Below are 25,743 nucleotides of genomic sequence, written 5' to 3' on the forward strand. Positions count from 1 at the left end.
TTGGCTGCCAAGAAAAAACCTGCACCCAAGCGCGGCGCGAGCCGTTACCAGGCACCGGCGAAGAAGCCTATTCCGGGCTGGTTATGGATGGCGATCGGCCTCACGGTCGGTGCATTTATCGTGTTCCTGATGAAGCTGGACCCGGGCCAGGGCGATGACGTCAAACGCGTCAAACAGGAGCAGCAGAAAGCCTCGAGAATGGCCGAAGCCAACAAGACCGCTCCGAGCCCGACCGCACCGGTGAAGCCCAAATACGACTTCTACACGCTGCTGCCGGAATCGGAGGTGATCGTGCCGCCCGACGCCGTGCCGGAGAAAACCCTGCCGACGCCGCAAGTCCCGACTACCCCGGTGACGCCGGCGGAAGCTGCGAAAATCGACACCGCACGGGCCCAGGCTGCACTGGCCGGGATCACCCCGCCACCGCCGCCACCGGTCGCTGCCACCAAGGCGGCGCCGGTGACCAAGTTTTTCCTGCAAGCGGGCTCGTTCCCGAAACAGGCGGATGCGGATCGCGTGCGAGCGCAGATCATTCTGCTGGGCCAGGCGGTGACGGTGGAATCCGGCACGGTAAAGGAAGCGACCTGGTACCGCGTACTGGTGGGGCCGTTCAGCAACCGCGAACAGCTGACCGTGGCACAGAAACAGCTCGCTGGCGCAGGGTTTAGCAACCTGTTGTTACAACAACGCCAGAGCCGCTGATTCACGCTCAACGCCGATCAAAATGTGGGAGGGGGCTTGCCCCCGATAGCGGTAGATCAGTCAATATTTTCAGCGACTGATACACCGCAATCGGGAGCAAGCCCCCTCCCACATTGGTTTTTGGGTGTTCTCGAAAGTGTGTCAGACCGATAAACACCACTCGTCCGCCATAAACCCCTACGGTTGAAATCCCCCCCACCACCCCCATATGAGTTCCATCAGGGCATTTTCGCCCCGCTGCGTGGAGACTCTCCCCTTGACCACCATCGTTTCAGTACGTCGCCACGGCAAAGTCGTCATGGGCGGCGACGGCCAGGTTTCCCTGGGCAATACCGTGATGAAAGGCAACGCGAAAAAAGTGCGTCGCCTGTACCACGGCCAGGTTCTCGCAGGTTTTGCCGGCGCCACCGCCGACGCCTTCACCCTCTTCGAGCGTTTTGAAGGCCAGCTGGAAAAACACCAGGGCCACCTTGTACGCGCCGCCGTCGAACTCGCCAAAGAATGGCGCACCGACCGCTCCCTCAGCCGTCTCGAAGCCATGCTCGCGGTCGCCAACAAAGACGCGTCCCTGATCATCACCGGTAACGGCGATGTGGTTGAGCCCGAGAACGGCCTGATCGCCATGGGTTCCGGCGGTGGCTACGCACAAGCGGCGGCCAGCGCACTGTTGAAGAAAACCGACCTGTCGGCCCGGGAAATCGTCGAGACCGCCCTGGGTATCGCCGGCGATATCTGCGTGTTCACCAACCACAATCTGACCATTGAGGAGCAGGACCTCGCCGAGTAAGCCGTAGGCTTATTCCCGCTTGAGGACCGCCAAACACTATGTCCATGACTCCCCGCGAAATCGTCCATGAACTCAATCGCCATATCATCGGCCAGGACGATGCCAAGCGCGCCGTTGCCATCGCGCTGCGTAACCGCTGGCGCCGGATGCAACTGCCCGAAGAACTGCGCGTTGAAGTAACGCCGAAGAACATTCTGATGATCGGCCCGACCGGCGTCGGTAAAACCGAGATCGCCCGGCGCCTGGCCAAGCTGGCCAATGCCCCGTTCATCAAGGTCGAAGCTACCAAGTTCACCGAAGTCGGCTACGTCGGCCGTGACGTTGAGTCGATCATTCGTGACCTGGCCGATGCCGCGCTGAAACTGCTGCGCGAACAGGAAATGACCAAGGTCAGCCACCGCGCCGAAGACGCCGCCGAAGAGCGCATCCTCGACGCCCTGCTGCCACCGGCACGCATGGGTTTCAACGAAGACGCCGCGCCGTCCTCGGATTCCAACACCCGCCAGCTGTTCCGCAAGCGCCTGCGTGAAGGCCAGCTGGACGACAAGGAAATCGAGATCGAAGTCGCCGAAGTCTCTGGTGTCGACATCTCCGCACCGCCTGGCATGGAAGAAATGACCAGCCAGTTGCAGAACCTGTTCGCCAACATGGGCAAGGGCAAGAAGAAAAGCCGCAAGCTCAAGGTGAAAGACGCGCTGAAACTGGTGCGTGACGAAGAAGCCGGGCGCCTGGTCAATGAGGAAGAGCTCAAGGCCAAGGCCCTGGAGGCGGTCGAGCAGCACGGCATCGTGTTTATCGACGAGATCGACAAAGTGGCCAAGCGCGGTAACTCCGGCGGCGTCGATGTATCCCGCGAAGGCGTACAACGCGACCTGCTGCCGTTGATTGAAGGCTGCACGGTCAACACCAAGCTGGGCATGGTCAAGACCGACCACATCCTGTTTATCGCCTCCGGTGCTTTCCACCTGAGCAAGCCAAGCGACCTGGTGCCGGAGCTGCAAGGCCGCCTGCCGATTCGCGTGGAGCTCAAGGCACTGACGCCGGGCGACTTCGAGCGCATCCTCAGCGAGCCGCACGCTTCGCTCACCGAGCAGTACCGTGAGCTGCTGAAAACCGAAGGCCTGGCCATCGAGTTCCTGCCGGACGGTATCAAGCGCCTGGCGGAGATCGCCTGGCAGGTCAACGAGAAGACCGAGAACATCGGTGCCCGTCGCCTGCATACCCTGCTGGAGCGCTTGTTGGAAGAAGTGTCCTTCAGCGCCGGCGACATGGCGGGTTTGCAGAATGGCGAGTCGATCAAGATCGACGCTGAGTACGTCAATAGCCACCTGGGCGAATTGGCGCAGAACGAAGACTTGTCGCGGTATATTCTGTAAGCCTCACACAGAACTGCTTTGCTTCAAATGTGGGAGGGGGCTTGCCCCCGATAGCGGTGGATCAGTCAGCTTATCTATAGCTGCCCCACTGCAATCGGGGGCAAGCCCCCTCCCACATTTTTAAGCCGGTTTATTCAAGAGCACCTCATATGGCCAAGTTTCCTACCGCTGTAAACCTGCACAAAGCCTCCAAGACCCTCGGCTTGACCTACGGCCCCGACGAGGTCTACCAGCTTCCCGCTGAATTCCTGCGCGTGCATTCCCCCTCTGCCGAGGTCCAGGGCCACGGCAAACCGATCCTGCAATTCGGCAAGCTCAACGTCGGCCTGACCAAGATAGAACCGGCCGGTCAGTACGCACTGAAATTGACCTTCGACGACGGCCATGACAGCGGGCTGTTCACCTGGGACTACCTCTACCAACTGGCCGTGCGTCAGGAAGCACTGTGGGCCGATTATCTTGCCGAGCTTAAGGCCGCCGGCAAAACCCGCGATCCAAGCCAGTCAGTCGTGCGGCTGATGCTCTAGCACAGGCCTCTCGCTCTTTAGAGGGCATTTTCTAATTTCATCTGTTTGAATGCCCTGTCTCGCGGCCAACGACTGGCCCGCTTGCGAAAAAAATTAAACTCGGGTAACCAATGGAACTGGCAAGTTCCCTGCATTTGACGATGCGGTATCAACGGTCACCCGAGTCGCAGTACCAGGCTTGTGTTGTGTATCGAAATGGGGTGCACAGCGGTACCCGGTACTCGTCTTTCGGACAATGGAGCGTCGTAGATGAGTAACAAGAATAACGATGACTTGAAACGCCAGGCCTCGGAAAACACCCTGGGGCTGAACCCGATCATCGCGTTACGAAAAAAGGATTTATTGGCCTCGGCGAAGATGGTGCTGACCCAAGCCATCAAGCAACCGTTGCACAGCGTCAAGCACGTCGCCCACTTTGGCGTCGAATTGAAGAACGTGATGTTCGGCAAATCGAAGCTGGTACCCGAAGGCGACGACCGTCGCTTTCACGACCCGGCGTGGAGCCAGAACCCGCTCTACAAACGTTACCTGCAAACCTACCTGGCGTGGCGCAAGGAACTGCACGACTGGATCGGCGACAGCAACCTGTCGGCGCAGGACATCAGCCGCGGCCACTTCGTGATCAACCTGATGACCGAAGCCATGGCCCCGACCAACAGCGCTGCCAACCCGGCGGCGGTCAAACGCTTCTTTGAAACCGGCGGCAAAAGCCTGCTCGACGGCCTGTCCCACCTGGCCAAGGACATGGTGCACAACGGCGGCATGCCGAGCCAGGTCAACATGGACGCCTTTGAAGTGGGCAAGAGCCTGGGCACCACCGAAGGCGCAGTGGTGTTTCGCAATGACGTGCTGGAGCTGATCCAGTACAAGCCGATCACCGAACAGGTGCACGAACGCCCGCTGCTGGTGGTACCGCCGCAGATCAACAAATTCTATGTCTTCGACCTGAGCCCGGAAAAAAGCCTGGCGCGCTTCTGCCTGCGTAACGGTCAGCAGACCTTTATCGTCAGTTGGCGCAACCCGACCAAGGCCCAGCGAGAGTGGGGCCTGTCGACCTATATCGAGGCGCTCAAGGAAGCGGTCGATGTGGTCACGGCGATTACCGGCAGTAAAGACATCAACATGCTTGGCGCCTGCTCCGGCGGCATTACCTGTACCGCCCTGCTCGGCCATTACGCGGCGCTGGGCGAGAAGAAGGTCAACGCCCTGACCCTGCTGGTGAGCGTGTTGGACACCACCCTGGACACCCAGGTGGCGCTGTTTGTCGACGAGCAGACCCTGGAAGCGGCCAAGCGCCATTCCTACCAGGCCGGAGTGCTGGAAGGCCGCGACATGGCCAAGGTGTTTGCGTGGATGCGCCCCAACGACCTGATCTGGAACTACTGGGTCAATAACTACCTGCTGGGCAACGAGCCGCCGGTGTTCGACATCCTGTTCTGGAACAACGACACCACGCGCTTGCCGGCGGCCTTCCACGGCGACCTGATCGAGTTGTTCAAGAACAACCCGCTGGTACGCGCCAACGCCCTGGAGGTGTGCGGCACGCCGATCGACCTCAAGCAGGTCACCGCCGACATCTACTCCCTGGCGGGCACCAACGACCACATCACGCCGTGGCAGTCGTGCTACAAGTCGGCGCAGCTGTTTGGCGGCAAGGTGGAGTTTGTGCTGTCCAGCAGCGGGCATATCCAGAGCATTCTCAACCCGCCGGGCAACCCCAAGGCGCGTTACCAGACCAGCGACAGCATGGCGGGCAAGGCGCTGGAGTGGCAGGAAAATGCGACCAAGCACACCGATTCCTGGTGGCTGCATTGGCAGGTGTGGCAGGCGGAGCGGGCGGGGAAGTTGAAGAAGGCGCCGACGAGTTTGGGTAACAAGACTTACGCAGCAGCTGAAGCAGCGCCGGGGACGTATGTACACGAACGCTAGAACACACTTTTTTTGGATTGAAATGGGATCAAATGTGGGAGGGGGCTTGCTCCCGATGGCAGTGTGTCAGTATCAGACGTGCTGACTGACACACTGCCATCGGGAGCAAGCCCCCTCCCACATTTGGAGTGCATTCCAGCTGTAACACTTCACAGGGCTTGAGCATGCCGCAACCGTTCATCTTCCGCACCATCGACCTGGATGGCCAAGCCATCCGCACGGCGGTACGACCGGGCAAGCCTCACTTGACGCCGCTGCTGATCTTCAACGGCATCGGCGCCAACCTTGAGCTAGTGTTTCCGTTCGTCCAGGCACTGGACCCGGACCTGGAAGTGATCGCCTTCGATGTGCCGGGCGTCGGCGGCTCGTCCACGCCCAAGCGGCCGTATCGCTTTCCCGGCCTGGCCAAACTGACCGCGCGCATGCTCGATTACCTCGACTATGGCCAGGTGAACGCGGTGGGGGTGTCGTGGGGCGGCGCACTGGCGCAGCAATTCGCCTATGACTACCCGGAGCGCTGCAAGAAGCTGATCCTCGCCGCCACTGCGGCCGGGGCTTTTATGGTGCCGGGCAAGCCGAAGGTGCTGTGGCTGATGGCAAGCCCCAGGCGCTACATCCAACCGTCCCACGTGGTGCGCATCGCGCCGATGATTTATGGCGGCTCGTTTCGCCGCGACTCGAAACTCGCCGCCGAACACGCGAGCAAAGTGCGCTCGGTCGGCAAGCTGGGCTACTACTGGCAGCTGTTCGCCGGGCTGGGCTGGACCAGCATCCACTGGCTGCACAAGATCCGCCAGCCCACGCTGGTGCTGGCAGGGGACGACGACCCGCTGATCCCGTTGATCAACATGCGCATGCTCGCCTGGCGCATTCCCAACGCTCAGTTGCACATCATCGATGACGGCCACCTGTTCCTGATCACCCGGGCAGAAGCTGTAGCACCGATCATCATGAAATTCCTTGAGGAGGAGCGCCTGCGGGCGGTGATTCACCCGCGACCGGCGATGTAAGGACTGCACCGCCGCGCAACTTGCCGAGAACCGACTATGGTTCTGGATTGGCGTGCCCGTTGATGGTTTGACGAAGGAGTGTTGACTCATGCGAGAAAGACCCGTGACGAACCCGGCGCCCACCCCCGCCGCGTTTATCAATGCGCAAAGCGCGATCACCGGCCTGCGCGGTCGTGATTTGCTGTCGACCCTGCGCAGCGTCGCAGCCCACGGCCTGCGCAACCCGGTGCATACCGCCCGCCATGCCCTGGCCCTGGGCGGTCAACTGGGCCGCGTGCTGCTGGGTGAGACCGTGCATCAACCCAACCCCCACGACAGCCGTTTCGTCGATCCCACCTGGACCCTCAACCCGCTCTACCGGCGTAGCCTGCAAGCCTATTTGAGCTGGCAGAAACAGACCCGCCACTGGATTGAAGACAGCTCGCTGAGCGCTGACGACCGGGCCCGTGCGCAGTTTGCCTTTTCCCTGCTCAACGATGCGGTTTCACCCTCCAACACCCTGCTCAACCCGCTGGCGATCAAGGAGCTGCTCAACTCCGGCGGCAACAGCGTGGTACGCGGGGTGAGCAACCTGTTCGACGACCTGCTGCACAACAATGGCCTGCCACGCCAGGTCAGCAAACAGGCCTTTGAAGTCGGCAAGACAGTGGCCACCACGCCAGGTTCGGTGGTGTTTCGCAACGAACTGCTGGAGTTGATCCAGTACAAGCCCATGAGCGAAAAGCAGTACGCCAAGCCCCTGCTGATCGTGCCGCCGCAAATCAACAAGTACTACATTTTCGACCTGAGCCCGGCCAACAGCTTTGTGCAATACTCGCTGAAAAACGGCCTGCAAACCTTTGTGGTCAGCTGGCGCAACCCGGACGTGCGGCACCGCGAATGGGGCTTGTCCACGTACGTCGCGGCGCTGGAGGAAGCGCTCAACGTGTGCCGGGCGATCACCGGCGCCCGCGAAGTCAACCTGATGGGCGCGTGTGCCGGCGGCTTGACCATCGCTGCCTTACAGGGCCATCTGCAAGCCAAGCGCCAACTGCGGCGTATCTCCAGCGCCAGTTACCTGGTGAGCCTGCTGGACAGTCAGATCGACAGCCCCGCCATGTTGTTCGCCGACGAGCAAACCCTCGAAGCCGCCAAGCGCCGCTCCTATCAGCAAGGCGTGCTGGACGGCCGCGACATGGCCAAGGTGTTCGCCTGGATGCGCCCCAATGACTTGATCTGGAATTACTGGATCAACAACTACTTGCTGGGCAAAGAGCCGCCCGCGTTCGACATCCTGTACTGGAACAACGACAACACGCGCTTGCCCGCCGCGCTGCATGGCGACCTGCTGGACTTCTTCAAGCACAACCCCCTGAGCCATCCCGGCGGCCTGGAGGTGTGCGGCACGCCCATCGACTTGCAGAAGGTCACGGTGGACAGCTTCAGCGTGGCCGGGATCAACGACCACATCACGCCGTGGGACGCGGTGTACCGCTCCACGCAATTGCTCGGTGGCGACCGACGCTTCGTGCTGTCCAACAGTGGGCATATTCAGAGCATCCTCAACCCGCCAGGCAACCCCAAGGCCAACTACGTCGAAAACCCCAAGCTGAGCAGCGACCCGCGCGCCTGGTACTACGACGCCAACCACGTCGAAGGCAGCTGGTGGCCACAGTGGCTGGAGTGGATCCAGCAACGCTCGGGCGTACAACGCGAAACCCTCACCGCCCTGGGCAACCAGAATTACCCTCCAATGGAAGCGGCGCCAGGCACCTACGTGCGGGTGCGCTGAGCTCGACGATCAGATTAAGAAGACTGGATGAAGACCCGCGACCGTATCCTTGAATGTGCCCTGCAATTGTTCAACCGCAAGGGCGAACCGAACGTCTCGACCATGGAGGTGGCCAATGAAATGGGGATCAGCCCCGGCAACCTCTACTACCACTTCCATGGCAAGGAGCCGTTGGTGCTCGGGCTGTTCGAGCGCTTTCAATGTGAACTGGCGCCCCTGCTCGACCCACCGGCGGACGCGCAACTGGAGGCCCAGGATTACTGGCTGTTCCTGCACCTGATCGTCGAGCGTATGGCCCATTACCGGTTTCTGTTCCAGGACCTGTCGAACCTGGCCGGGCGTCTGCCAAAACTCGCCAAGGGTATTCGCAACCTGCTCACGGCACTCAAGCGCACCCTGGCTTCATTGCTGGCACGGCTGAAGGCGGCGGGGCAATTGGTCAGCGACACCCAGGCACTTGGGCAGTTGGTGGAACAGATCACCATGACCCTGCTGTTTTCCCTGGATTACCAGCGGATTCTCGACCGTGAAGGTGAAGTGCGGGTGGTGGTGTACCAGATCATGATGCTGGTGGCGCCGCACCTGTTGTTGCCGGCGCGGCTGGCGACCGAGCGGCTGGCGCTGCGTTATCTGGACGACCAGGTCTGAGGGTCAGCCAGGCTCGCCAAATTGGTGAGTGAACTTGAACAGTTCGCTATCGCTCCTTATGCCCAGTTTTCGATAAGCCGATTGTTTTTGCGTACTAATGGTACTTGCACTGCGCGAAAATTTTGCCGCAATTGAATTCACTGACATCCCATCCAGAAAACAACGCAACACTTCTTGCTCCTTGGGTGTGAGGCAGGCGTTCAACTGCAAAGGACTCGAAAAGTCCATTTTCGACTTTACATTTGTGGCATCAAGTATTGATTGCATACCTTGCAGTGCCGGCACCATACAAGGTTGCAAGTAGATCCGTCCTTGGGCGACCGTTCGAATCGCCGCAATCAATTCAGTCATGTTTTGGGTTTTCCCAAGGATCCCCCAACATCCGGCCTTCAAGGACAATGAGACGGTCGCAGGCGTGTAGTGCGAACACACAACCAAGGGCCTGCACTGACTGAAACGTCTATTCAGCGACTGGAGCAAGTTGAGGCCGTCACTGTCAGAGGGCGCCAGTACAAAGTCCATTACCACCACATCCGCCGGCCGCCGGGCAAGCGCTTCCAGCAATTGTGCTCCCGTCCCGAAGGAGCCGATTACAGTGAGGTCGGACTCTTGGCTCAAACCCAACTCGAGCCCCTGCCGGACCATTTCATGGTCATCTAACAGCATGACAGTATGTAAATTGGAAGTTGAAGCAGGCATAGAAAACCCGAATAAGTTATACAACGAACCAACAACCCCTACTGTTGCGATCACGGTATACCCAGCCTTACACATGGATCAATACAGAAGAACAATAAGCTGTAATTCTTCAGAACTATCCTACGGAAAAATCCACGCGCAATAAGAACCTTCCTACAGAAACTCCGCCATGCAACTAGAACCACCCACACTTAAAAACAAATCTTTCGAACAATCACGAGACAAAACTCGCTGGCGCTCTATAGATGCTCTTCACGTTAAAAGACCACTATAAGGCTGCCCGCCAATCGAGACGAATTCGAAATAAAAGACAGGCACAGCGCTTTACCTGCGGCGGGCCACACCGATAAATCACCACTGGGATTACCATGAAAGTCAACGCTCTATCCAAGATAGCGGCCGCTCTGGCCTTGACCGCCGCTGTATCGCACTCTGCGTACGCCAACGATGGCACCATCAATTTCAGCGGCCTGGTGACCGACGTGACCTGCACGATCGAAGGTTCAGCGCCGGGCACTGGCGCCGTGGTCAAGGACGTTAACCTGGGCGGTGTTTCCGCCGCGCGCCTGGACACTGCGGGTAAACGCGCCAACCTGACCGGCTTCACCATTCGCATTGGCTCGCCAGGCGAGGGCAGTTGCACCAACGGTCGCACCGCAATGGTTGCCTTTGACCCGACCAGCCCGGCCATTGATGTAGCAACCGGACGCTTGAACATCGACGGCTACGATGACCCGACCGACACCACTAACGCCAAAAACGTACAGGTCGAAGTGACTAACCGCGGTGGCACCCCGATTAACGTCTACACCGAAAAATCCGAAGGCGTGGTGATTGTCGACAACCAGGCCGTCATCCCCCTGGCCGCGCAAATGTACGCCAGCGCGCCCGCTACCGAAGGTACGGTCAGGACTCGTGTCGGCTTTCTAGTCGAGTACGCCGAGTAAGGGAGCCGCAGGCCTGCACCGTCAAGCCTTGCATGCTACGGACCTGCGCTAGCTGCGCAGGTCCCTCCTGATGAGAAGAGACCCTCTGACTATGAAAAGAATGGCCCGCCTGGCGCTTGCCATCTGCGCTTGCGGATTTTTATCACTGCCGACGCTTCCCTCCCATGCAGGCGTGATTATTCATGGCACGCGCGTGATCTACCCTGCTCAACAGCAGGAGGTTACGGTGCGCCTGGAGAATAAGGGCCCCCGTCCCGCGCTGGTGCAAACCTGGTTGGATACTGGCGACCGGCAATCGACACCTGCCACGGCGCAAACACCGTTCACCCTTTCGCCTCCGATCTTTCGGATTGAGCCTCACCAGCAACAAGCCTTGCGCTTGCGCTATTCCGGCGAACCATTACCCACCGACCGCGAAAGCCTGTTCTGGCTGAACGTTCTGGAAGTACCACCGCTCTCTACCGATGCCGCGCAACAAAACCAGATCGAGTTATCGTTCCGCACCCGCTTGCGCGTATTTCTACGACCCCAGGCACTGCCCTACCCTGTCGGCGACGCCCCGGCAAAACTGCAATGGAAACTGGTGGCCCACGAACAAGGCTTCGCCCTGCAAGCCAGCAACCCCACGCCGTATCACATATCCCTCGCCTCGATCGACTTGCTGAGCGACAGCAAACGGTTCAGCAAAGCACCAAACAAAGCCGCCGACGACAGCCTGCTGATGCCGGCCGGTGGCGTGAAACTGTTTGTGTTACCCCTGCTGCGCAATCGCCCCAACGGCGAGAGCAAAATCGAATTCACCACGGTCAGCGACTTTGGTGCCCGCGTGCGCCATTCGGCAGGCCTTACCCCTTCATCCGCAGGATGACCCTTGCATGAATTCGACGTCCAGTTCACACCTGCCCGCCAGGCTCATGGCAATGATGTTTGCGCTGTTTGGCGCCGTCTCCGTACAGGCGAGCGTTGTTATCAACAGCACTCGAATTGTCTACCCGCAAAACGACAAGGAGGTGACGGTCAGGCTTGAAAGCAAAAACCAGACACCGGTGCTGGTCCAGACGTGGCTGGACGACGGCGATGAACACTCGACGCCGGATCTGGCAGGCATACCCTTCGTCGTCACGCCGCCGATCTTTCGCATGGAGCCGGGAAAACAACAGGTAGTGCGCCTGGCCTTTACGGGCGAAACCTTGCCGTCAACGCAGGAAAGCCTGTTCTGGTTCAACTTGCTGGAGGTGCCCTCACAGTCGCAGGACGCCCAACAGGGCAACCAGTTGCAACTCGCATTCCGCTCCCGGATCAAGTTGTTTTTCCGCCCGCAGAGCCTTCCCTACAGCGTCGAGGCCGCGCCTGGAAAACTGAACTGGCGGCGCGTCTCGACCGAGCAGGGCCTGGCACTGGAAGTCCACAACCCGACCCCGTATCACGTGACGTTCGAGCAGATCGACGTGCTGGCGGCAGGGCAGCGTCATGTCCGCGAACCGGCGGCCTCAGGCGCTGAGAATATGGTGCCCCCAGGCGGTCGCAACCGCTTTGAGTTTCCCCGCCTCGAAACACCGCTGAACACCCCGGTAACCATAGAGTTCCAGGCGCTCGACGACTTTGGCGTAAAGGTTCCTCACAGCGCCAAGGTTTCCCCATGACAGCCCGGACACTCTGCCGTCCACCGTAGCTTTCCGGCATCCAGCCAGCGCCGCACCACACACCTTCGGTCGATGCCCTTTTTTCAGGGCAGGGACTCTCTATGCCGAAATTCGGACAGTACCCTTTTTGTGAGAATGGTAAACATGAGTTTGAACACGCGAGCCAGGGTAAGTAGCGGGTCCCTGCCACGTCATCGCTTGAAACCGATGGTACGTAGCCTGCTGCTGGTGAGTGGTGCCTATGCCATGGGCGCCCACAGTGCCGAGCAGGTCGAGTTCAACCCGGCTTTCTTTCCGGATAGAGCGGCCGGCCTGCAGGTCGATATTTCAAAATTCAGCCAGGGTAACGTCGTACTGCCCGGCAGCTACCGCACTGACGTCCACCTCAACGGCCAGTGGATCGGGCGCGAAACCTTGACCTTCGTCGCGGTCAATGGCCAAAAGGCAGCGCAGCTGTGCCTGGAGCGTGACGCGCTACTCAGGTTTGGCATCGACCTGGACACTGTCGAACAGCAGTCCGCTGAAGCCGGTGAAACACCCTCGTCTGCATTCGACAATTGCGCCGATATTGCAGGCTACTTGCCAGGCGCAAACAGCCAGTTTGACCCAGGCGAAAACCGCCTGGACTTGCAGGTTCCGCAGATTTACCTGGCGCGCAAGGTGCGCGGCTATGTCGACCCGCAGCATTGGGACGGAGGAATCGATGCCGCCTTTGTGCGCTACAACGCCAATACCTTTGCTACCCAGGCCAATGGTCGCTCGCTCGGCTCCAACTACCTGGGCCTCAACACCGGGCTCAATCTGGGTGACTGGCACTGGCGCCACAATGGCAGCTACAGCCAATCCACTTCAGGGTCCGGCTATCAAAGCAGCGCCACCTATGTGCAGCGCGAACTGAGCAAGCTGCAGTCACAGTTGATGGTGGGCGAGATCTACACCCCTGGCGAACTGTTCGACAGCGTGCGCCTGCGCGGCGCAAGCCTGTTCAGCGACGACCGGATGTTGCCCGACTCCCAGACCGGTTTTGCGCCGGTTGTGCGAGGCTTCGCAGAGACCAACGCACGTGTCACCGTGCGTCAGCGCGGCGTGCTATTGGATGAAGTGTCGGTGGCCCCTGGCCCTTTCGTTCTCAACGATTTGTTCCCCACCGGCTACGGCGGTGACCTGACCGTCACGGTCACCGAGGCCGATGGTCGCCAGCGTGAGTTCATCGTACCGTTCGCCGCCAACGCCAACCTGCTGCGTCCCGGCTACAGCCGCTACTCGTTGAGCATTGGCCAACTGGATGAAATTGGCCTGCGGCATCCACCCACGCTGATGCAGGCAACTTACCAGCACGGCCTGAACAACCTGCTGACCGGGTACACCGGCGCGGTGGTCGGCGACGACTACCAGTCGCAGTTGCTGGGCACGGCGTTCAATACCCCACTCGGTGCGTTATCTTTTGACCTGACCCACTCGAACGCCCAGTTGCCGGGTCACGGTACACGTGAGGGGCAAAGCGTGCAGGTGCGCTACAGCAAGAACTTCGCGGACACCGGCACCCACTTTGCCCTGGGGGCGTACCGTTACTCCACCGAAGGGTTCCTGAATGTGGGCGATGCCGCGCGCGTTCGCGACCTCGCCATCGACGGTCTGAGCCTGGACAACGTATCGCGCGTGCGCGACAGGATGGACATCAGCCTCAACCAGAGCCTGGGTAAAGGCTCGATGTACCTGACCGGCTCCCGGCAGAATTACTGGAACCGTACAAATGGCAACCTGACCTTCACCGCGGGTTACAGCAACAGTTGGAAGGGGCTTCACTACACCGTCAGCGCACAGCGTACCCGTGACCTGCTGAGTGACCGGGTCGACAAGCAAGTTGACTTTACCTTGAGCCTGCCGCTGGGCAGCGACGCACGCTCGCCGACCCTGACCACCATGGCGTACCGCGGCGATCAAAGCAGCGGCGAGCGCGTCACGTTGGGCGGCAGCCTCGGCGAGCGCAATGAGTTCAGCTACGGCCTGGGGGCCAGCCGGGCGCACGGCAGCGGTAATTCAACGAGTGCGGACGTGAAATACCAGGCAAACCATGCCGTGCTGTCTGCCGGTTATGGACAGAGCAACGACTACCGCTCAGCTTCATTTGGCGTGACGGGAGGTATTGTCGCTCACGCCGGCGGCGTGACCTTCGCCCCGGAGCTGGGCGATACCCTCGGCATCGTCCAGGCACCCGAAGCCGAGGGCGCGCGAATCAATGGCAACCACAGTGCACAAGTCGGCAAGAGTGGCTATGCCGTGGTGCCACACCTCACCCCTTATCGACAAAACGTCGTCGAGTTGGACCCCAAGGACTTGTCCGTCGACGTGGAGCTCAAGACGGCTTCGCAAAATGTGGCGCCGCGCGCGGGTTCGGTGGTGAAGCTGCAATTTGAGACGGTCAGCGGCCAGGCCCTGTTGATTACGGCGCTGCGCGAGGACGGCAGCCTGCTGCCATTCGGTTCGGATGTATTCGATGAGGACGGCGCGAGCGTCGGGATAGTTGGCCAGGGCGGTAAAGCGTTTGTCCGCGTGTCTCACCCACAGGGGCAACTCACCGTGAAGTGGGGCTCAACTACTAACGCTACCTGCCGGTTCCACTACGACTCAAGCGCACAACCGGATGCCGATGGCGCCAACCGCTTGCGGCATCTGAACGCAGGTACTTGTCAGGCCGACGCACCCATTGCGGCAGAGGCAGTGCCGCCATCCGACGAGCGCAGTTCGCCTATCTAAGGGGTTGATGCGGCGCTGTCCGGTCGGGCACGCCGCATTCCTTGCCTACAAACGCCCTATTTCCGTATGGGACTCATGATGAAGCACTCTATTAGATTCATTTCCGCACTGCTGGTATTTGGGGTGCCCATCGCAGCTCAAGCCGCGTGCGACACTTACATGAACTCAGAACATGGCCTCACTCTGCCGGCCGTTATCACCGTACCCGACAGCCTTCCTGTGGGAGCTGAAATCATCCGCCGGCCCTTCAGCAACGTTGTTCCTGCCCGTTACATGAATTGCGACACCCCCACCCTGATATCGCTTTACGGGCGTTACAGCGGGATGCAGGAAACGACCTACCCGTATGCCTATCGCACCGAAGCGCCAGGCGTTGGCATTCGTATAACCATCACCGACGCCCGCCCAGGGACCAGTTTCTATGCGTTCCAGACTGTTCAAGCCACTCTATTCGCCGGAAGGCATCCCATCTACACGAATGCGGAAGCGGTCTTCTACAAAATCGGGCCGATTACAGGCGGGACAGTGCCTGCCGCAATCATCTGGCAATCCACCATGCGGAATGCCGGCCCCCCCGTGGGTACCTTTCGGCTGAGCATCACCAGCCCGATACGCTTCGTCAGCCCCGCCACCACGTGCGACCTCGCGGCAGGTGACGTCAACCGCACCATTACACTCCCTCCGATACGCGTCGGTGACTTAAGAAACGCCGTCTCCGCAGGCGCATACAATTTCGAGCTGACGGCCAATTGCACCGGTGCTACGAACGTCACCTACCGTTTTTCCGGTACACCCGCCGCAGGAAACGCCGTGCTCTTCGCCAATACGGGCACTGCCGGCAATGTCGGTCTGTGGCTGTATTCACGCATCAACGGGGCTAACCAGAACATTGGCGCGAACAACACCAGCCACACGCGCACGCTGGTTGTTTCCGGCAACCGTGCAGTCCTGCCACTCGGCGCTGCCTATCACAGAACTGGCACGGTCACCCAAGGCACGTTAGTCAGCACCGCAACGGTCAACATTACCTACAACTGAAACCTTGAGGATCATTGAATGAGCATCCGAACCCTGCCGATACTGCTGGCAATCACGGCGAGCCTGGCCGCCAATGCGGTGCAGGCCGCTACCACGGGTACCCTGCGCTTTGCCGGTGTGGTCAACGCCGGCACGTGTAACCTGGCCGCCGGCGACTTGAATCGCACAATCACACTACCGCCCATCAAGATTTCAGACTTTGGTGCGAGCCCCAGCGCCGGATCGTTCGATTTCGACATCTCTGCCGACTGCGAATCGGACCTTCGCAACGTAATTTTCCTGTTCACCGGCCCACCGTCCGCAGGGAATGCCGCGCTGTTTGCCAACACAGGTACATCGGGCGGCACTGCCCTTTGGCTGCTACACCGGGCGCCCACCCTTTATACCATCCCTGCTAACGGCACCGCTGCCCAGCGCAGTCGTACGATTGCGACGAGTAGCAACAGGGCGGTGATACCGCTTCGAGCGTCGTACCATAAGACCGGCGCCGCGATCACCCAAGGCACCCTGGCCAGCGCTGTCACCGTTTCGATCACTTACAACTGACAGGCCCTTGGGCAGCGCCCAGGTTGTGATCGCGCAAAAAAATGCCCGACCTTTGCAGGCCGGGCATTTTTTGTACGTCCCGGAAAATCAGGACTGACTGGATGGCGCCGGGGTCGCAGGCGTTGCAGTCGGGGCAGCAGCAGGCGTTGGCGCGGAGACCGAGTTGGCGCTCGAAACTGCAGGCGCCGGGGTGGCAGGCTTGGCGGCAATGGCTGGCTTTGGCGCTGCTGGTTTCTTCGCTACAGCGGGCTTTTTCGCAGCGGCTGGCTTGGCTGCAGGTTTCGCAGCGGCTGGCTTGGCAGCGGGCTTCGCGGCAGCGGTTTTGGCCGCGGGCTTGGCAGCGGGTTTCGCTGCTGGTTTCGCGACTGCCTTGGCTGCAGGTTTAGCCGCAGGTTTGGCGGCGGTTTTAGCCGCCACGGGTTTAGCGGCAGGCTTGGCGGCCGGTTTGGCAGCTGCGGTTTTCGCCGCGGGCTTGGCAGCCGGTTTAGCGACGGCTTTGGCTGGAGCCTTGGCAGCAGGTTTGGCAGCCGCTTTCACCAGTGGCTTGGCGGCAGTTTTCGCAGCCGGTTTGGCGGCAGCGGTTTTAGCAGCAGGCTTGGCGACAGGCTTGGCAGCTGCGGCCTTCGCCGGAGCGACTTTGGCGCCGGTGAGTTTTTCGATTTGCTTGGTCAGGGTATCGACCTTGCTGTGCAGCGTCTTCAATTCAGCTTTGCTAGGCACGCCCAGTCGCGCAATGGCACTGTTGAGGCGTTTGTCGAAAGTCTCTTCCAACTTGCCCCAGGTGTCAGAAATAGTCGACTTGGCGGAACCGGCAGTTGCCTTGGCCGCTTCAACTTTTTTACCAACCGTGCTTTTGGTCAACTTCTCGGCCTTCTCGCCGTCCTTGACCAAAGTCTCGAAGTATTTACCGCCGTCACTGCTAACCTTCGAGTACACGCCTAAACCAGCAAGCCAGATCTTACGGGAATATTTTTCAACTTCCCCGACCCACGAGCTGCCTTCTTTCTGAGTAGTCTTTTTAACAGCCATCCCGATGTCTCCTTAGTGTTTACGCGCGACACGTTCGAGCAATGCCGTCAGCTCTTCGAGCTTAGCAGAGAGTGTCTCCACGTCATGTTTAGACGCAATGCCGATTCGATTCAAGGCACTTGCAACACGCGTGTCAAAAGCTTTTTCAACTTTATCCAGCTGAACTTCTACCAGACCTTTGACGGAGGAGACATTACTCTTTACTTGGTCAATCTGACTGTTGGCAGCATCAAGTTGTTCAATGGCAACTTTTTTGCCTTTACTTTCAACATGTTGACCGCTCTTAACCAGCGCTTTGAAGTACTCGCCGCCCTCGCTTCCGACCTTGGCGTAGGCACCAAGACCTGCCAGCCAGATCTTGCGGGCGTAGGTTTTAACGTCACTCAGGGCGGTGGTCTGGGTGTCGATTTTTTTCTTCAAGATAACTTTGGCCATGGTGCACCTCACGCAAAAAAGGGGGGAGGAACGGCCCGCAGGAGTTGAGGGCTTGGGCACAAAGTAGGTTGAAAAATTAGAATCGGCACCCTAAGAACTGTCGGATCAAGCCAGCGCCTTATCCAGGGCCTTCTCGATTTCGGACTTGATCGTGCCACTCATGGCCGACATCAACAGGCCCAATTCAACATCGATGCGCAGCGAAGCATCCGCCACTAACACCGTACCTTTAACCCCTGACCGCTTGAGGTTCAAGGTGTCGCCGGACCACGAAGGCTCCAGGCCATATTGCTCTTTAAGTTTTTGCGCCAACTTGTCTGCCTTCTCCCGTGCCCCTTCTTTACCCAGGGAATGTGCACGTTCAACGGTAATACGGGCCATTGCAATGACTCCTCTTTATAGCGACTTGAAGACCCGCACTGCGGCAAAAGGTCTCGGTGACCGCGTATCTTACCTTCAGCCTTGCCAAGACAAAGCAGGCCTTGGGGATTATCATGTCTCGCATTCTCTTTTGGTGACAGCGATATGACTGATCAGCGCAAAGGCAGCGATGCCGAACCCACCACTCACTTCGGCTTCAAGAACGTCCCGGAAAGCCAGAAAGCGGAAAAAGTCGCTGAGGTGTTCCACTCCGTAGCCGCCAAGTACGACCTGATGAACGACGTGCTCTCCGGCGGCATGCACCGCCTGTGGAAGCGCTTTACCATCGAGTTGTCGGGCGTACGCACCGGCAACCGCGTGCTGGACATCGCCGGCGGTACGGGCGACCTCGCGGCCAAGTTCTCCAAACTCGTCGGCCCTACCGGCCAGGTTGTATTGGCAGACATCAACGGCTCGATGCTCAAGGTCGGCCGCGATCGCCTGCTCGACAAAGGCGTGGCCGGCAATATCGAATTCGTCCAGGCCGACGCTGAAAAGCTGCCGTTCCCCGACAACCATTTCGACTGCGTGACCATCGCCTTCGGCCTGCGCAACGTCACCCATAAAGAAGACGCGATCCGCTCGATGCTGCGCGTGCTCAAGCCGGGTGGCCGCCTGTTGGTGCTGGAGTTCTCCAAGCCGACCAACGCGCTGATGTCCAAGGTCTACGACACCTACTCGTTCGCCTTCATGCCGCTGATGGGCAAGCTGATCACCAATGACGCCGAAAGCTACCGCTACCTGGCCGAATCGATCCGCATGCATCCCGACCAGGAAACCCTGAAGTCGATGATGGTGGAAGCCGGTTTTGACCGCGTGACCTACCACAACATGACTTCAGGCATCGTCGCCCTGCATCGCGGCATCAAGCCCTGATGCTGTTCGCAGGTCTTCTCGCCAGCGTCGAACACGGCCTCAACCGTGTGCTGCGCCTGGACAGCACCGCCCTGGCGCGGCTCGCGCACCTGAACGGCAAAGTCATCGCCGTGGACTGCACCAGCCCCGCCTTGCAGCTGTTTATCCTGCCCAGCGATGAAGGCCTGCTGCTCGCCAGTCAATGGGCCGCCGACGCCGACTGCACCCTGCGCGCGCCGGCATCGAGCCTGTTGCACCTGGCGTTGAGCCGCAACAAGACCGCCATCCTCCACGGCCCTGAAGTGCACCTGGAAGGCGACAGCGCAGTGCTGATGGACCTGGCCGCCGTGCTGCAAGACCTGGAACTGGACTGGGAATACGAGCTGTCCCGCTGGATCGGCCCCGTCGCCACCCAGTTGATCAGCGGGCACCTGCGCAGCCGCACGCGCTGGTACCAGCAAGGGTTCGCCAGCCTCAACCAGAACCTCGCCGAATACCTGAGCGAAGAATCGCGCACCCTAGTCGGAGAACGAGAAGCGCAAGCGCGCTTTCGCGAACTCGACAAGGCCAAAATCGACCTGGAACGCCTTGAGGCGCGCTTCGAGCGCCTGAGCCGTTCCCTTGATCCAAGCGATAACGCATGAAGCTTCTCGCCGTCCGCCGTTTGTTTCGTATCCAGCGCGTCGTAATCCGCTATCGCCTCGATGACCTGCTGTTCGCCCTGCCCTTGCCGTGGTTCCTACTGGCGGTGCGCTATGTGCTGCCGTGGCGCTGGTTCCCGCGCAAACCGCTGGAGCTGAGCCGTGGCGCGCGCCTGCGCATGGCCTTGCAAGACCTGGGGCCGATCTTTATCAAGTTCGGGCAGATCCTCTCCACCCGTCGCGACCTGTTGCCGGAAGACATCGCCGACGAGTTGATGCTGCTGCAGGACCGCGTGCCGCCGTTTGATTCCCAGCAGTCGATGAAGCTGATCGAAGAGCAGCTGGGCAAAAAGATCAGCGAGGTATTCAGCCGCTTCGACGTCGAACCACTAGCCTCCGCCTCCGTGGCGCAAGTGCACGCGGCGCAGTTGAAGACCGGCGAAGAAGTGGTGGTGAAGGTGATCCGTCCGGGCCTCAAGCCGATCATCGGCCAGGACCTTGCGTGGCTGTTCATTCTCGCCCGCGCCGCCGAGCGCTTCTCCGCCGACGCGCGCCTGCTGCACCCGGTGGACGTGGTCGCCGACTACGAAAAAACTATCTACGACGAACTCGACCTGCTGCGCGAAGCGGCCAACGCCAGCCAGCTCAAACGCAATTTCGAAGGCTCGCCTCTGCTGTACGTGCCGCAGGTTTACTGGGACTGGTGCCGGCCGAAAGTGCTGGTGATGGAGCGCATCTACGGCGTGCAGGTCACCGACCTTGCGACCCTGGCCGATCAGCGCACCGACATGAAAATGCTCGCCGAGCGCGGCGTGGAGATCTTCTTCACCCAGGTGTTCCGCGACAGCTTCTTCCACGCCGACATGCACCCGGGCAACATCTTCGTCAGCACCGTCAACCCGTGGAGCCCGCAGTACATTGCGATCGACTGCGGCATCGTCGGTAGCCTGACCCCGCAAGACCAGGATTACCTGGCGCGCAACCTGTTCGCCTTCTTCAAGCGCGACTACCGCCGCGTGGCGCAGTTGCACATCGATTCGGGCTGGGTGCCGGCGGAAACCAAGCTCAACGAATTCGAAGCCGCGATCCGCACCGTGTGCGAGCCAATCTTTGAAAAACCGTTAAAAGATATTTCCTTCGGCCAGGTGCTGATGCGTCTGTTCCAGACCGCGCGGCGCTTCAATATGGAAGTGCAGCCGCAACTGGTGCTGTTGCAGAAAACCCTGCTCAACATCGAAGGCCTTGGCCGTCAGCTGTACCCGGACCTCGACCTGTGGAACACCGCGCAGCCGTTCCTCGAACGCTGGATGCGTGAGCGTGTCAGCCCGAAAACGCTGTTCGGCAACCTGCAAAGCCAGGTGGAACAGCTGCCGCACCTGGCCAACATGACCCGCGATTTGCTCGAGAGGATGTCGCAACCGCACGCCAAGGACCCCGCACCGCCGTGGCAGAAACGCAAGGATGACTGGTTCCTGCGTCTGTTAGGCGCCGCGCATCTGGTCGGCGGCGTGATGCTGGCCATCGGTGGGCCGCTGAATCAACTGGGCCACTGGCCGGCAGGCATCATGGTCGCCGTGGGTATCTATCTGATCGTGCGTCGATAGCCAATCCGGTTATACACTGTCGCAAATTGCCGGAGCCGAAGATGAAAGACTGGCTGGACGAGATCAAGTGGGACAGTGACGGCCTGGTGCCGGCCATTGCCCAGGACTACAAGACCGGGCGCGTGCTGATGATGGCCTGGATGAACCGCGAGGCCCTGAGCCTCACCGCCACTGAGCAGCGCGCCATTTACTGGTCACGTTCGCGTGGCAAACTGTGGCGCAAGGGCGAAGAGTCGGGGCACGTGCAAAACCTGCACGAAATGCGCATCGACTGTGACGCCGATGTGGTGATCCTCAAGGTCGAGCAGATCGGCGATATCGCCTGCCACACCGGCCGTCACAGCTGCTTCTATCGCGTATTCGAAAACGGCGAATGGAAGGTTGTGGAGCCGGTGCTCAAAGACCCGCACGCCATTTACTCGGCAGGACACTGAACATGAGCGATACCCTGAACCGCGTGGCCCAGGTGCTGGAAGACCGCAAAGGTGCGGACGCCGACAGCTCCTACGTCGCCAGCCTGTACCACAAGGGCCTGAACAAGATCCTTGAAAAACTCGGCGAAGAATCCGTCGAGACCATCATCGCGGCCAAGGATGCCGAAATCAGCGGCGATTACAGCGATGTAATCTACGAAACCGCCGACTTGTGGTTCCATAGCATGGTAATGCTCGCCCAACTGGGGCAGCACCCACAGGCTGTGCTGGATGAACTGGACCGTCGCTTCGGCTTGTCCGGGCATGCCGAAAAGGCCTCGCGCCCGTCCGCCTGAATAACTATTACTGAGGATTTGCAGCATGGGCATTTTTGACTGGAAACACTGGATCGTCATTCTGGTGGTGGTGGTTTTGGTGTTCGGCACCAAGAAACTCAAAAACCTCGGCACCGACGTGGGCGAGTCGATCAAGGGTTTCCGTAAAGCCATGAACGATGACGAAAAACCCGCTGACCCTGCTGCCAACCCAGTACCGCCGGCCCAGCCTGTGCACCCGCAGGCCGCCCAGCCGATCACCGAGCGTCGCACCTTCGACGTGCAGGCTGAGAAAGTCGAAGAGCCGATCCGCAAAGACTCGTGAGCACTGAATAATGTTTGGTATCAGCTTCTCTGAACTGCTCCTCGTCGGCCTCGTGGCCTTGCTGGTACTGGGGCCGGAACGCCTGCCCGGTGCCGCACGCACGGCCGGCCTGTGGATCGGGCGCCTGAAGCGCAGTTTCAACGCCATCAAACAGGAAGTTGAACGGGAAATCGGCGCCGACGAGATCCGCCGACAACTGCACAACGAGCATATTTTATCGTTGGAGCAGGAAGCGCGGAAGATTCTGAGCCCGGTGCAGGAACCGGCCAAACCGGTGGAACCTGTGGCCGAGCACAGCATCGCGCCGACGCCCGTGGCCGACGCCACACCCGTCACCCCTGCGCCTACCGTGCCCACCCCGACAGAGCCAGCGCCGGCGCCCGTTGCGTCGCCCGCTCCCCATGACCCTACATTGCCGCCGCGAGCCCCATGAGCGCTGATAAACCGGAAAACGACCAGCATATGCCGCTGGTCTCGCACCTCACCGAGCTGCGTACCCGCCTGCTGCGTTGCGTGGCGGCGATCTTCGTGATCTTTGCCGGGCTGTTCGCCTTTACCCAGCAGATCTACACCTTCGTCTCAACGCCCTTGCGCCAGTACCTGCCGGTAGGCGCGACGATGATCGCCACCGACGTGTCGTCGCCGTTCCTGACGCCATTGAAGCTGACGATGATGGTCTCGCTGTTCCTGGCGATCCCGGTGATCCTGCATCAGATCTGGGGCTTTATCGCGCCTGGCCTGTACAAGCATGAGAAGCGCATCGCCGTACCGTTGTTAGTGTCGAGCATCCTGCTTTTTTACACCGGCATGGCCTTCGCCTACTTCCTGGTGTTCCCGCTGATCTTCAAGTTTTTCGCCGCCGCCACCCCGGCCGGCGTGGAAATGATGACCGACATCACCAGCTACCTCGACTTCGTGATGACACTGTTCTTCGCCTTTGGCGTGGCCTTCGAAATTCCCGTGGCCGTGGTGCTGCTGGTGTGGATCGGCGTGGTCAACGTTCAGTACCTGAAGAAGATCCGACCGTACGTGATCATCGGCTGCTTTGTGGTCGGTATGATCCTGACCCCGCCGGACATCTTCTCCCAGACCCTGCTGGCCGTGCCGATGTGGATGCTGTTCGAGGTCGGCATCCTGTTCAGCGGCCTGATCAGCAAGCGTGGCGAGCACCCGGATGACCAACCCGCCGACGACGAACAGCCGCCAGCGACCCAGCCGTGAACCTGCTGTTGCTTGAAGAGGCTGACTTTATCGCGGCCGACCGGGTGATCTTGCGTGATCGGCGGCTGGTGCATATGCAGGAAGTCCACCGCGCCGCCGTAGGCGACAGCCTGCGCGTGGGGTGCATTGGCGGGCTGATGGGCAGCGCGCAACTACTGCGCCTGGAAGCCAGCGAGGCCGAGCTGCAGGTCAGCTTCGACCAGCCGCCCCCAGCCAAACTGCCGCTGACCCTGTTGCTGGCCCTGCCGCGCCCGAAAATGCTGCGCCGCGTGTTGCAGACCGTGGCGGCCATGGGCGTGCCAAAAGTGGTGCTGGTCAACAGCTACCGGGTGGAAAAGAGCTTCTGGCAAACCCCGTTCCTGGAACCCGAGGCGATTCGCGAGCAGTTGATCCTCGGCCTCGAACAGGCGCGGGACACCGTGCTTCCGGAGATCGTCATCGAAAAACGTTTCAAGCCGTTCGTAGAAGATCGCCTGCCGGCCATGACCGCAGGCACCCTGGGCCTAATCGGCCACCCCGGCGATTACCCACCCTGCCCGCGCGGGCTGGATGAACCGGTCACCCTGGCTATTGGTCCGGAAGGCGGCTGGATCCCTTACGAAGTTGACCTGCTGGCCAAAGCCGGCTTGCAGCCGGTACAACTCGGCGCACGCATCCTGCGCGTCGAAACCGCCGTCACCGCCCTGCTCGCCCGTCTTTTCTAGCCGACCAACCTTGCTGGCTGAAGGACCTTTCTGTGGCGAGCGGGCTTGCCCCGCGTTGGGCTGCGAAGCGGCCCCCAAACCAAACGCCGCGATTCTGCCTGAAGCAACGTGGTGAGTTTATTGGGGCGGCTTCGCCCCCCAACGCGGGGCAAGCCCGCTCGCCACAAAGTTTGCATTTCCTTCAGATATTTCTTTGACAGCCGATAACCCCGGAATAAGTTCAAGCCTTGCTCCAGGGGAGTTCGCAGCATGTATCGTTGGTTAGCCGAAAAGCTGGGGAATGTCAGCGTCAAAACCAAACTGGCCGTAGGCTTTGGCCTGGTGTTGTTCCTGACGTTAATGATCACCTTCACCGGCTGGACCGGCCTGGGCGATGTGATCAGTCGCGGTGACAAGTTGGGGTATATCTCCAGCCTCAACGGGCTGACCAAAGACCTGCGCCTGGCGCGCCTGGACTATGAAATGCGCCGTGGAGAACAAGGCCCGAGCGCCGTCAACGACCTGCTGACGCAGCTGGACAATGGCCTCAAGACTGCCCGTACGCTTATCGAACAACCGGCTGACGTCACCCTGATCGACGAGCAGCTTGCGGCGGTAGACCAATACAAACGCGCGTTCAACGACATGGTTCAAGCCGGCGCCAACCGCGAAAACGCCCGCAGCAAGCTGGGTGATACCGCCGACAATGCGGTGCTCAAGGTGGGCGAAGTCGAGAAATCCCTGCTGCAAGGTGACAGCGTCACCCAGTTCAACAGCGTGGTCGACCTGAGCAAGCTGATCCAGCAGTCGCGCTTCCAGGTGCGCGGCTACACCTACAGCGGCAAGGTCGAAGCCGAAAAACCCGCCCTCGATGCCATCGACAATGCCCTGAAGAGAATCACCGAACTGCAAGGCCAATTGCCGGAGCAGTACCAGGCCAACCTGCAGCAGGCCGGCGTGTCGCTGCAAGCCTACCGCGCCGCCGTCAGCCAGTACCGGGACTCCCAGGTCGCCAGCGCAGCAGCGCTCAAGGCCATGATTGCCCAAGGCGACATACTGCTCGGCAACGCCGACAAACTCACCACCTCCCAAACCGTGGTGCGCGATACCGACACCGCACACGCCAAACAATTGTTGCTGCTGTCCACCGTGCTGGCGCTGATCTTTGGCCTGGTCGCCGCCTGGGCCATCACCCGTCAAATCATCATCCCGCTGAACCAGACCCTCCAAGTGGCTGAACGCGTCGCCTCGGGCGACCTGAGCCACAACCTGAAGTCCGAGCGCCAGGACGAGCTGGGCCAGCTGCAACGCGCCATGCAAAGCATGACCGTCGGCCTGCGCGAGTTGATCGGTGGCATCAGCGAAGGCGTCACCCAGATCGCCAGCGCCGCCGAGCAACTGT

At 60.2% G+C, this 25,743-nt stretch carries 27 protein-coding genes and 1 pseudogene; 24 read left to right on the forward strand and 4 right to left on the reverse strand.

The window, feature by feature from the left end; genetic code table 11:
• The 8 genes from ACR52_RS09210 (at position 1) to ACR52_RS09245 (ending at position 8,750) form a co-directional block, all read left to right on the forward strand.
• Entirely contained in the window at positions 1-702 is a 702-nt protein-coding gene (locus ACR52_RS09210) for an SPOR domain-containing protein (RefSeq protein ID WP_048723249.1), read from the forward strand.
• 256 nt (positions 703-958) lie between these two features.
• Positions 959-1,489 carry an ATP-dependent protease subunit HslV gene (gene hslV / locus ACR52_RS09215; protein ID WP_017738857.1) on the forward strand — a complete coding sequence of 177 codons (531 nt, stop codon included), beginning with the start codon at positions 959-961 and terminating at the stop codon, positions 1,487-1,489.
• 38 nt (positions 1,490-1,527) lie between these two features.
• Positions 1,528-2,865 carry an ATP-dependent protease ATPase subunit HslU gene (gene hslU / locus ACR52_RS09220; protein WP_048723252.1) on the forward strand — a complete coding sequence of 446 codons (1,338 nt, stop codon included), beginning with the start codon at positions 1,528-1,530 and terminating at the stop codon, positions 2,863-2,865.
• Positions 2,866-3,014: 149 nt separating this feature from the next.
• Positions 3,015-3,392: a gamma-butyrobetaine hydroxylase-like domain-containing protein gene (locus ACR52_RS09225; RefSeq protein ID WP_048723254.1), complete on the forward strand. Its 378-nt coding sequence runs from the start codon at positions 3,015-3,017 to the stop codon at positions 3,390-3,392.
• 249 nt (positions 3,393-3,641) lie between these two features.
• Entirely contained in the window at positions 3,642-5,321 is a 1,680-nt protein-coding gene (gene phaC / locus ACR52_RS09230; protein ID WP_048723256.1) for a class II poly(R)-hydroxyalkanoic acid synthase, read from the forward strand.
• Positions 5,322-5,485: 164 nt separating this feature from the next.
• Positions 5,486-6,331 carry a poly(3-hydroxyalkanoate) depolymerase gene (gene phaZ, locus ACR52_RS09235; RefSeq protein ID WP_048723257.1) on the forward strand — a complete coding sequence of 282 codons (846 nt, stop codon included), beginning with the start codon at positions 5,486-5,488 and terminating at the stop codon, positions 6,329-6,331.
• Positions 6,332-6,419: 88 nt separating this feature from the next.
• Entirely contained in the window at positions 6,420-8,102 is a 1,683-nt protein-coding gene (gene phaC, locus ACR52_RS09240) for a class II poly(R)-hydroxyalkanoic acid synthase (protein ID WP_048723259.1), read from the forward strand.
• A 27-nt stretch (positions 8,103-8,129) separates the two neighbouring features.
• On the forward strand, positions 8,130-8,750 hold the full coding sequence (locus ACR52_RS09245) for a TetR/AcrR family transcriptional regulator (protein ID WP_048723262.1): 621 nt from the start codon (positions 8,130-8,132) through the stop codon (positions 8,748-8,750).
• 3 nt (positions 8,751-8,753) lie between these two features.
• Here the strand turns inward: ACR52_RS09245 and ACR52_RS09250 are convergent, their stop codons facing one another.
• On the reverse strand, positions 8,754-9,416 hold the full coding sequence (locus ACR52_RS09250) for a response regulator transcription factor (RefSeq protein WP_048723443.1): 663 nt from the start codon (positions 9,414-9,416) through the stop codon (positions 8,754-8,756).
• A gap of 401 nt (positions 9,417-9,817) precedes the next feature.
• On the opposite strand from ACR52_RS09250, the gene ACR52_RS09255 reads away from it, so the two are divergent.
• From ACR52_RS09255 to ACR52_RS09280, 6 genes are all read left to right on the forward strand, one after another.
• A complete protein-coding gene (locus tag ACR52_RS09255; RefSeq protein WP_048723265.1) occupies positions 9,818-10,396 on the forward strand; it encodes a fimbrial protein in 579 nt (192 codons plus the stop codon).
• 91 nt (positions 10,397-10,487) lie between these two features.
• Entirely contained in the window at positions 10,488-11,264 is a 777-nt protein-coding gene (locus ACR52_RS09260) for a fimbrial biogenesis chaperone (RefSeq protein WP_048723267.1), read from the forward strand.
• Positions 11,265-11,271: 7 nt separating this feature from the next.
• On the forward strand, positions 11,272-12,039 hold the full coding sequence (locus ACR52_RS09265) for a fimbrial biogenesis chaperone (protein WP_048723269.1): 768 nt from the start codon (positions 11,272-11,274) through the stop codon (positions 12,037-12,039).
• A 144-nt stretch (positions 12,040-12,183) separates the two neighbouring features.
• Positions 12,184-14,796 carry a fimbria/pilus outer membrane usher protein gene (locus ACR52_RS09270; protein WP_048723272.1) on the forward strand — a complete coding sequence of 871 codons (2,613 nt, stop codon included), beginning with the start codon at positions 12,184-12,186 and terminating at the stop codon, positions 14,794-14,796.
• A 78-nt stretch (positions 14,797-14,874) separates the two neighbouring features.
• The gene (locus ACR52_RS09275; RefSeq protein WP_048723274.1) at positions 14,875-15,834 is read left to right on the forward strand and encodes a fimbrial protein; all 960 of its coding nucleotides are present in this window, start codon (positions 14,875-14,877) and stop codon (positions 15,832-15,834) included.
• 18 nt (positions 15,835-15,852) lie between these two features.
• Positions 15,853-16,380: a fimbrial protein gene (locus ACR52_RS09280; RefSeq protein ID WP_048723276.1), complete on the forward strand. Its 528-nt coding sequence runs from the start codon at positions 15,853-15,855 to the stop codon at positions 16,378-16,380.
• A gap of 87 nt (positions 16,381-16,467) precedes the next feature.
• Here the strand turns inward: ACR52_RS09280 and ACR52_RS09285 are convergent, their stop codons facing one another.
• From ACR52_RS09285 to ACR52_RS09295, 3 genes are all read right to left on the reverse strand, one after another.
• Positions 16,468-17,409, reverse strand: a complete 942-nt coding sequence (locus ACR52_RS09285) for a phasin family protein (protein ID WP_048723278.1) — start codon at positions 17,407-17,409, stop codon at positions 16,468-16,470.
• 12 nt (positions 17,410-17,421) lie between these two features.
• Positions 17,422-17,844 (reverse strand): phasin family protein, encoded by a 423-nt coding sequence (locus tag ACR52_RS09290; RefSeq protein WP_048723279.1) that lies wholly within the window; start codon positions 17,842-17,844, stop codon positions 17,422-17,424.
• Positions 17,845-17,949: 105 nt separating this feature from the next.
• A complete protein-coding gene (locus tag ACR52_RS09295; protein ID WP_048723281.1) occupies positions 17,950-18,225 on the reverse strand; it encodes a polyhydroxyalkanoic acid system family protein in 276 nt (91 codons plus the stop codon).
• Positions 18,226-18,369: 144 nt separating this feature from the next.
• On the opposite strand from ACR52_RS09295, the gene ubiE reads away from it, so the two are divergent.
• The 10 genes and pseudogenes from ubiE to ACR52_RS31695 all read left to right on the forward strand — a co-directional run.
• Positions 18,370-19,140, forward strand: a complete 771-nt coding sequence (ubiE, locus tag ACR52_RS09300) for a bifunctional demethylmenaquinone methyltransferase/2-methoxy-6-polyprenyl-1,4-benzoquinol methylase UbiE (RefSeq protein WP_003171186.1) — start codon at positions 18,370-18,372, stop codon at positions 19,138-19,140.
• Positions 19,140-19,763 (forward strand): ubiquinone biosynthesis accessory factor UbiJ, encoded by a 624-nt coding sequence (locus ACR52_RS09305; RefSeq protein WP_048723286.1) that lies wholly within the window; start codon positions 19,140-19,142, stop codon positions 19,761-19,763. The genes ubiE and ACR52_RS09305 overlap by 1 nt, the downstream gene beginning before the upstream one ends.
• On the forward strand, positions 19,760-21,364 hold the full coding sequence (ubiB, locus tag ACR52_RS09310) for a ubiquinone biosynthesis regulatory protein kinase UbiB (protein ID WP_048723288.1): 1,605 nt from the start codon (positions 19,760-19,762) through the stop codon (positions 21,362-21,364). The genes ACR52_RS09305 and ubiB overlap by 4 nt, the downstream gene beginning before the upstream one ends.
• Before the next feature lie 41 nt (positions 21,365-21,405).
• Positions 21,406-21,798 (forward strand): phosphoribosyl-AMP cyclohydrolase, encoded by a 393-nt coding sequence (gene hisI, locus ACR52_RS09315; RefSeq protein WP_048723290.1) that lies wholly within the window; start codon positions 21,406-21,408, stop codon positions 21,796-21,798.
• 2 nt (positions 21,799-21,800) lie between these two features.
• A complete protein-coding gene (locus tag ACR52_RS09320; protein ID WP_048723292.1) occupies positions 21,801-22,133 on the forward strand; it encodes a phosphoribosyl-ATP diphosphatase in 333 nt (110 codons plus the stop codon).
• A 25-nt stretch (positions 22,134-22,158) separates the two neighbouring features.
• Positions 22,159-22,437, forward strand: coding sequence for a twin-arginine translocase TatA/TatE family subunit (locus ACR52_RS09325; RefSeq protein ID WP_048723294.1), 279 nt, complete (start codon positions 22,159-22,161; stop codon positions 22,435-22,437).
• Positions 22,438-22,447: 10 nt separating this feature from the next.
• Positions 22,448-22,870: a Sec-independent protein translocase protein TatB gene (tatB, locus tag ACR52_RS09330; RefSeq protein WP_048723295.1), complete on the forward strand. Its 423-nt coding sequence runs from the start codon at positions 22,448-22,450 to the stop codon at positions 22,868-22,870.
• A complete protein-coding gene (gene tatC / locus ACR52_RS09335) occupies positions 22,867-23,658 on the forward strand; it encodes a twin-arginine translocase subunit TatC (protein ID WP_048723297.1) in 792 nt (263 codons plus the stop codon). The genes tatB and tatC overlap by 4 nt, the downstream gene beginning before the upstream one ends.
• Entirely contained in the window at positions 23,655-24,362 is a 708-nt protein-coding gene (locus ACR52_RS09340; protein WP_048723298.1) for a 16S rRNA (uracil(1498)-N(3))-methyltransferase, read from the forward strand. The genes tatC and ACR52_RS09340 overlap by 4 nt, the downstream gene beginning before the upstream one ends.
• A gap of 339 nt (positions 24,363-24,701) precedes the next feature.
• Positions 24,702-25,670, forward strand: a pseudogene (locus ACR52_RS31695) (methyl-accepting chemotaxis protein); the annotation flags it as partial.
• Between the last annotated feature and the right edge of the window lie 73 nt (positions 25,671-25,743).

The organism is Pseudomonas fildesensis, from assembly GCF_001050345.1.
In the GTDB taxonomy this organism is placed as follows: Bacteria; Pseudomonadota; Gammaproteobacteria; order Pseudomonadales; family Pseudomonadaceae; genus Aquipseudomonas; species Aquipseudomonas fildesensis.

What these genes read in the sequence shown, in the direction of transcription:
- ACR52_RS09275 (WP_048723274.1), top strand. Translation starts at nt 14,875, where the DNA reads ATGAAGCACTCTATTAGATTCATTTCCGCACTGCTGGTATTTGGGGTG.
- tatC (WP_048723297.1), top strand. Translation starts at nt 22,867, where the DNA reads ATGAGCGCTGATAAACCGGAAAACGACCAGCATATGCCGCTGGTCTCG.
- hslU (WP_048723252.1), top strand. Translation starts at nt 1,528, where the DNA reads ATGTCCATGACTCCCCGCGAAATCGTCCATGAACTCAATCGCCATATC.
- phaC (WP_048723259.1), top strand. Translation starts at nt 6,420, where the DNA reads ATGCGAGAAAGACCCGTGACGAACCCGGCGCCCACCCCCGCCGCGTTT.
- ACR52_RS09280 (WP_048723276.1), top strand. Translation starts at nt 15,853, where the DNA reads ATGAGCATCCGAACCCTGCCGATACTGCTGGCAATCACGGCGAGCCTG.
- phaC (WP_048723256.1), top strand. Translation starts at nt 3,642, where the DNA reads ATGAGTAACAAGAATAACGATGACTTGAAACGCCAGGCCTCGGAAAAC.
- ACR52_RS09250 (WP_048723443.1), bottom strand. Translation starts at nt 9,416, where the DNA reads ATGCTGTTAGATGACCATGAAATGGTCCGGCAGGGGCTCGAGTTGGGT.
- hisI (WP_048723290.1), top strand. Translation starts at nt 21,406, where the DNA reads ATGAAAGACTGGCTGGACGAGATCAAGTGGGACAGTGACGGCCTGGTG.
- tatB (WP_048723295.1), top strand. Translation starts at nt 22,448, where the DNA reads ATGTTTGGTATCAGCTTCTCTGAACTGCTCCTCGTCGGCCTCGTGGCC.
- ACR52_RS09285 (WP_048723278.1), bottom strand. Translation starts at nt 17,409, where the DNA reads ATGGCTGTTAAAAAGACTACTCAGAAAGAAGGCAGCTCGTGGGTCGGG.
- ubiB (WP_048723288.1), top strand. Translation starts at nt 19,760, where the DNA reads ATGAAGCTTCTCGCCGTCCGCCGTTTGTTTCGTATCCAGCGCGTCGTA.
- ubiE (WP_003171186.1), top strand. Translation starts at nt 18,370, where the DNA reads ATGACTGATCAGCGCAAAGGCAGCGATGCCGAACCCACCACTCACTTC.
- ACR52_RS09270 (WP_048723272.1), top strand. Translation starts at nt 12,184, where the DNA reads ATGAGTTTGAACACGCGAGCCAGGGTAAGTAGCGGGTCCCTGCCACGT.
- ACR52_RS09295 (WP_048723281.1), bottom strand. Translation starts at nt 18,225, where the DNA reads ATGGCCCGTATTACCGTTGAACGTGCACATTCCCTGGGTAAAGAAGGG.
- ACR52_RS09260 (WP_048723267.1), top strand. Translation starts at nt 10,488, where the DNA reads ATGAAAAGAATGGCCCGCCTGGCGCTTGCCATCTGCGCTTGCGGATTT.
- ACR52_RS09320 (WP_048723292.1), top strand. Translation starts at nt 21,801, where the DNA reads ATGAGCGATACCCTGAACCGCGTGGCCCAGGTGCTGGAAGACCGCAAA.
- ACR52_RS09305 (WP_048723286.1), top strand. Translation starts at nt 19,140, where the DNA reads ATGCTGTTCGCAGGTCTTCTCGCCAGCGTCGAACACGGCCTCAACCGT.
- ACR52_RS09255 (WP_048723265.1), top strand. Translation starts at nt 9,818, where the DNA reads ATGAAAGTCAACGCTCTATCCAAGATAGCGGCCGCTCTGGCCTTGACC.
- ACR52_RS09290 (WP_048723279.1), bottom strand. Translation starts at nt 17,844, where the DNA reads ATGGCCAAAGTTATCTTGAAGAAAAAAATCGACACCCAGACCACCGCC.
- phaZ (WP_048723257.1), top strand. Translation starts at nt 5,486, where the DNA reads ATGCCGCAACCGTTCATCTTCCGCACCATCGACCTGGATGGCCAAGCC.
- ACR52_RS09245 (WP_048723262.1), top strand. Translation starts at nt 8,130, where the DNA reads ATGAAGACCCGCGACCGTATCCTTGAATGTGCCCTGCAATTGTTCAAC.
- ACR52_RS09325 (WP_048723294.1), top strand. Translation starts at nt 22,159, where the DNA reads ATGGGCATTTTTGACTGGAAACACTGGATCGTCATTCTGGTGGTGGTG.
- ACR52_RS09225 (WP_048723254.1), top strand. Translation starts at nt 3,015, where the DNA reads ATGGCCAAGTTTCCTACCGCTGTAAACCTGCACAAAGCCTCCAAGACC.
- ACR52_RS09265 (WP_048723269.1), top strand. Translation starts at nt 11,272, where the DNA reads ATGAATTCGACGTCCAGTTCACACCTGCCCGCCAGGCTCATGGCAATG.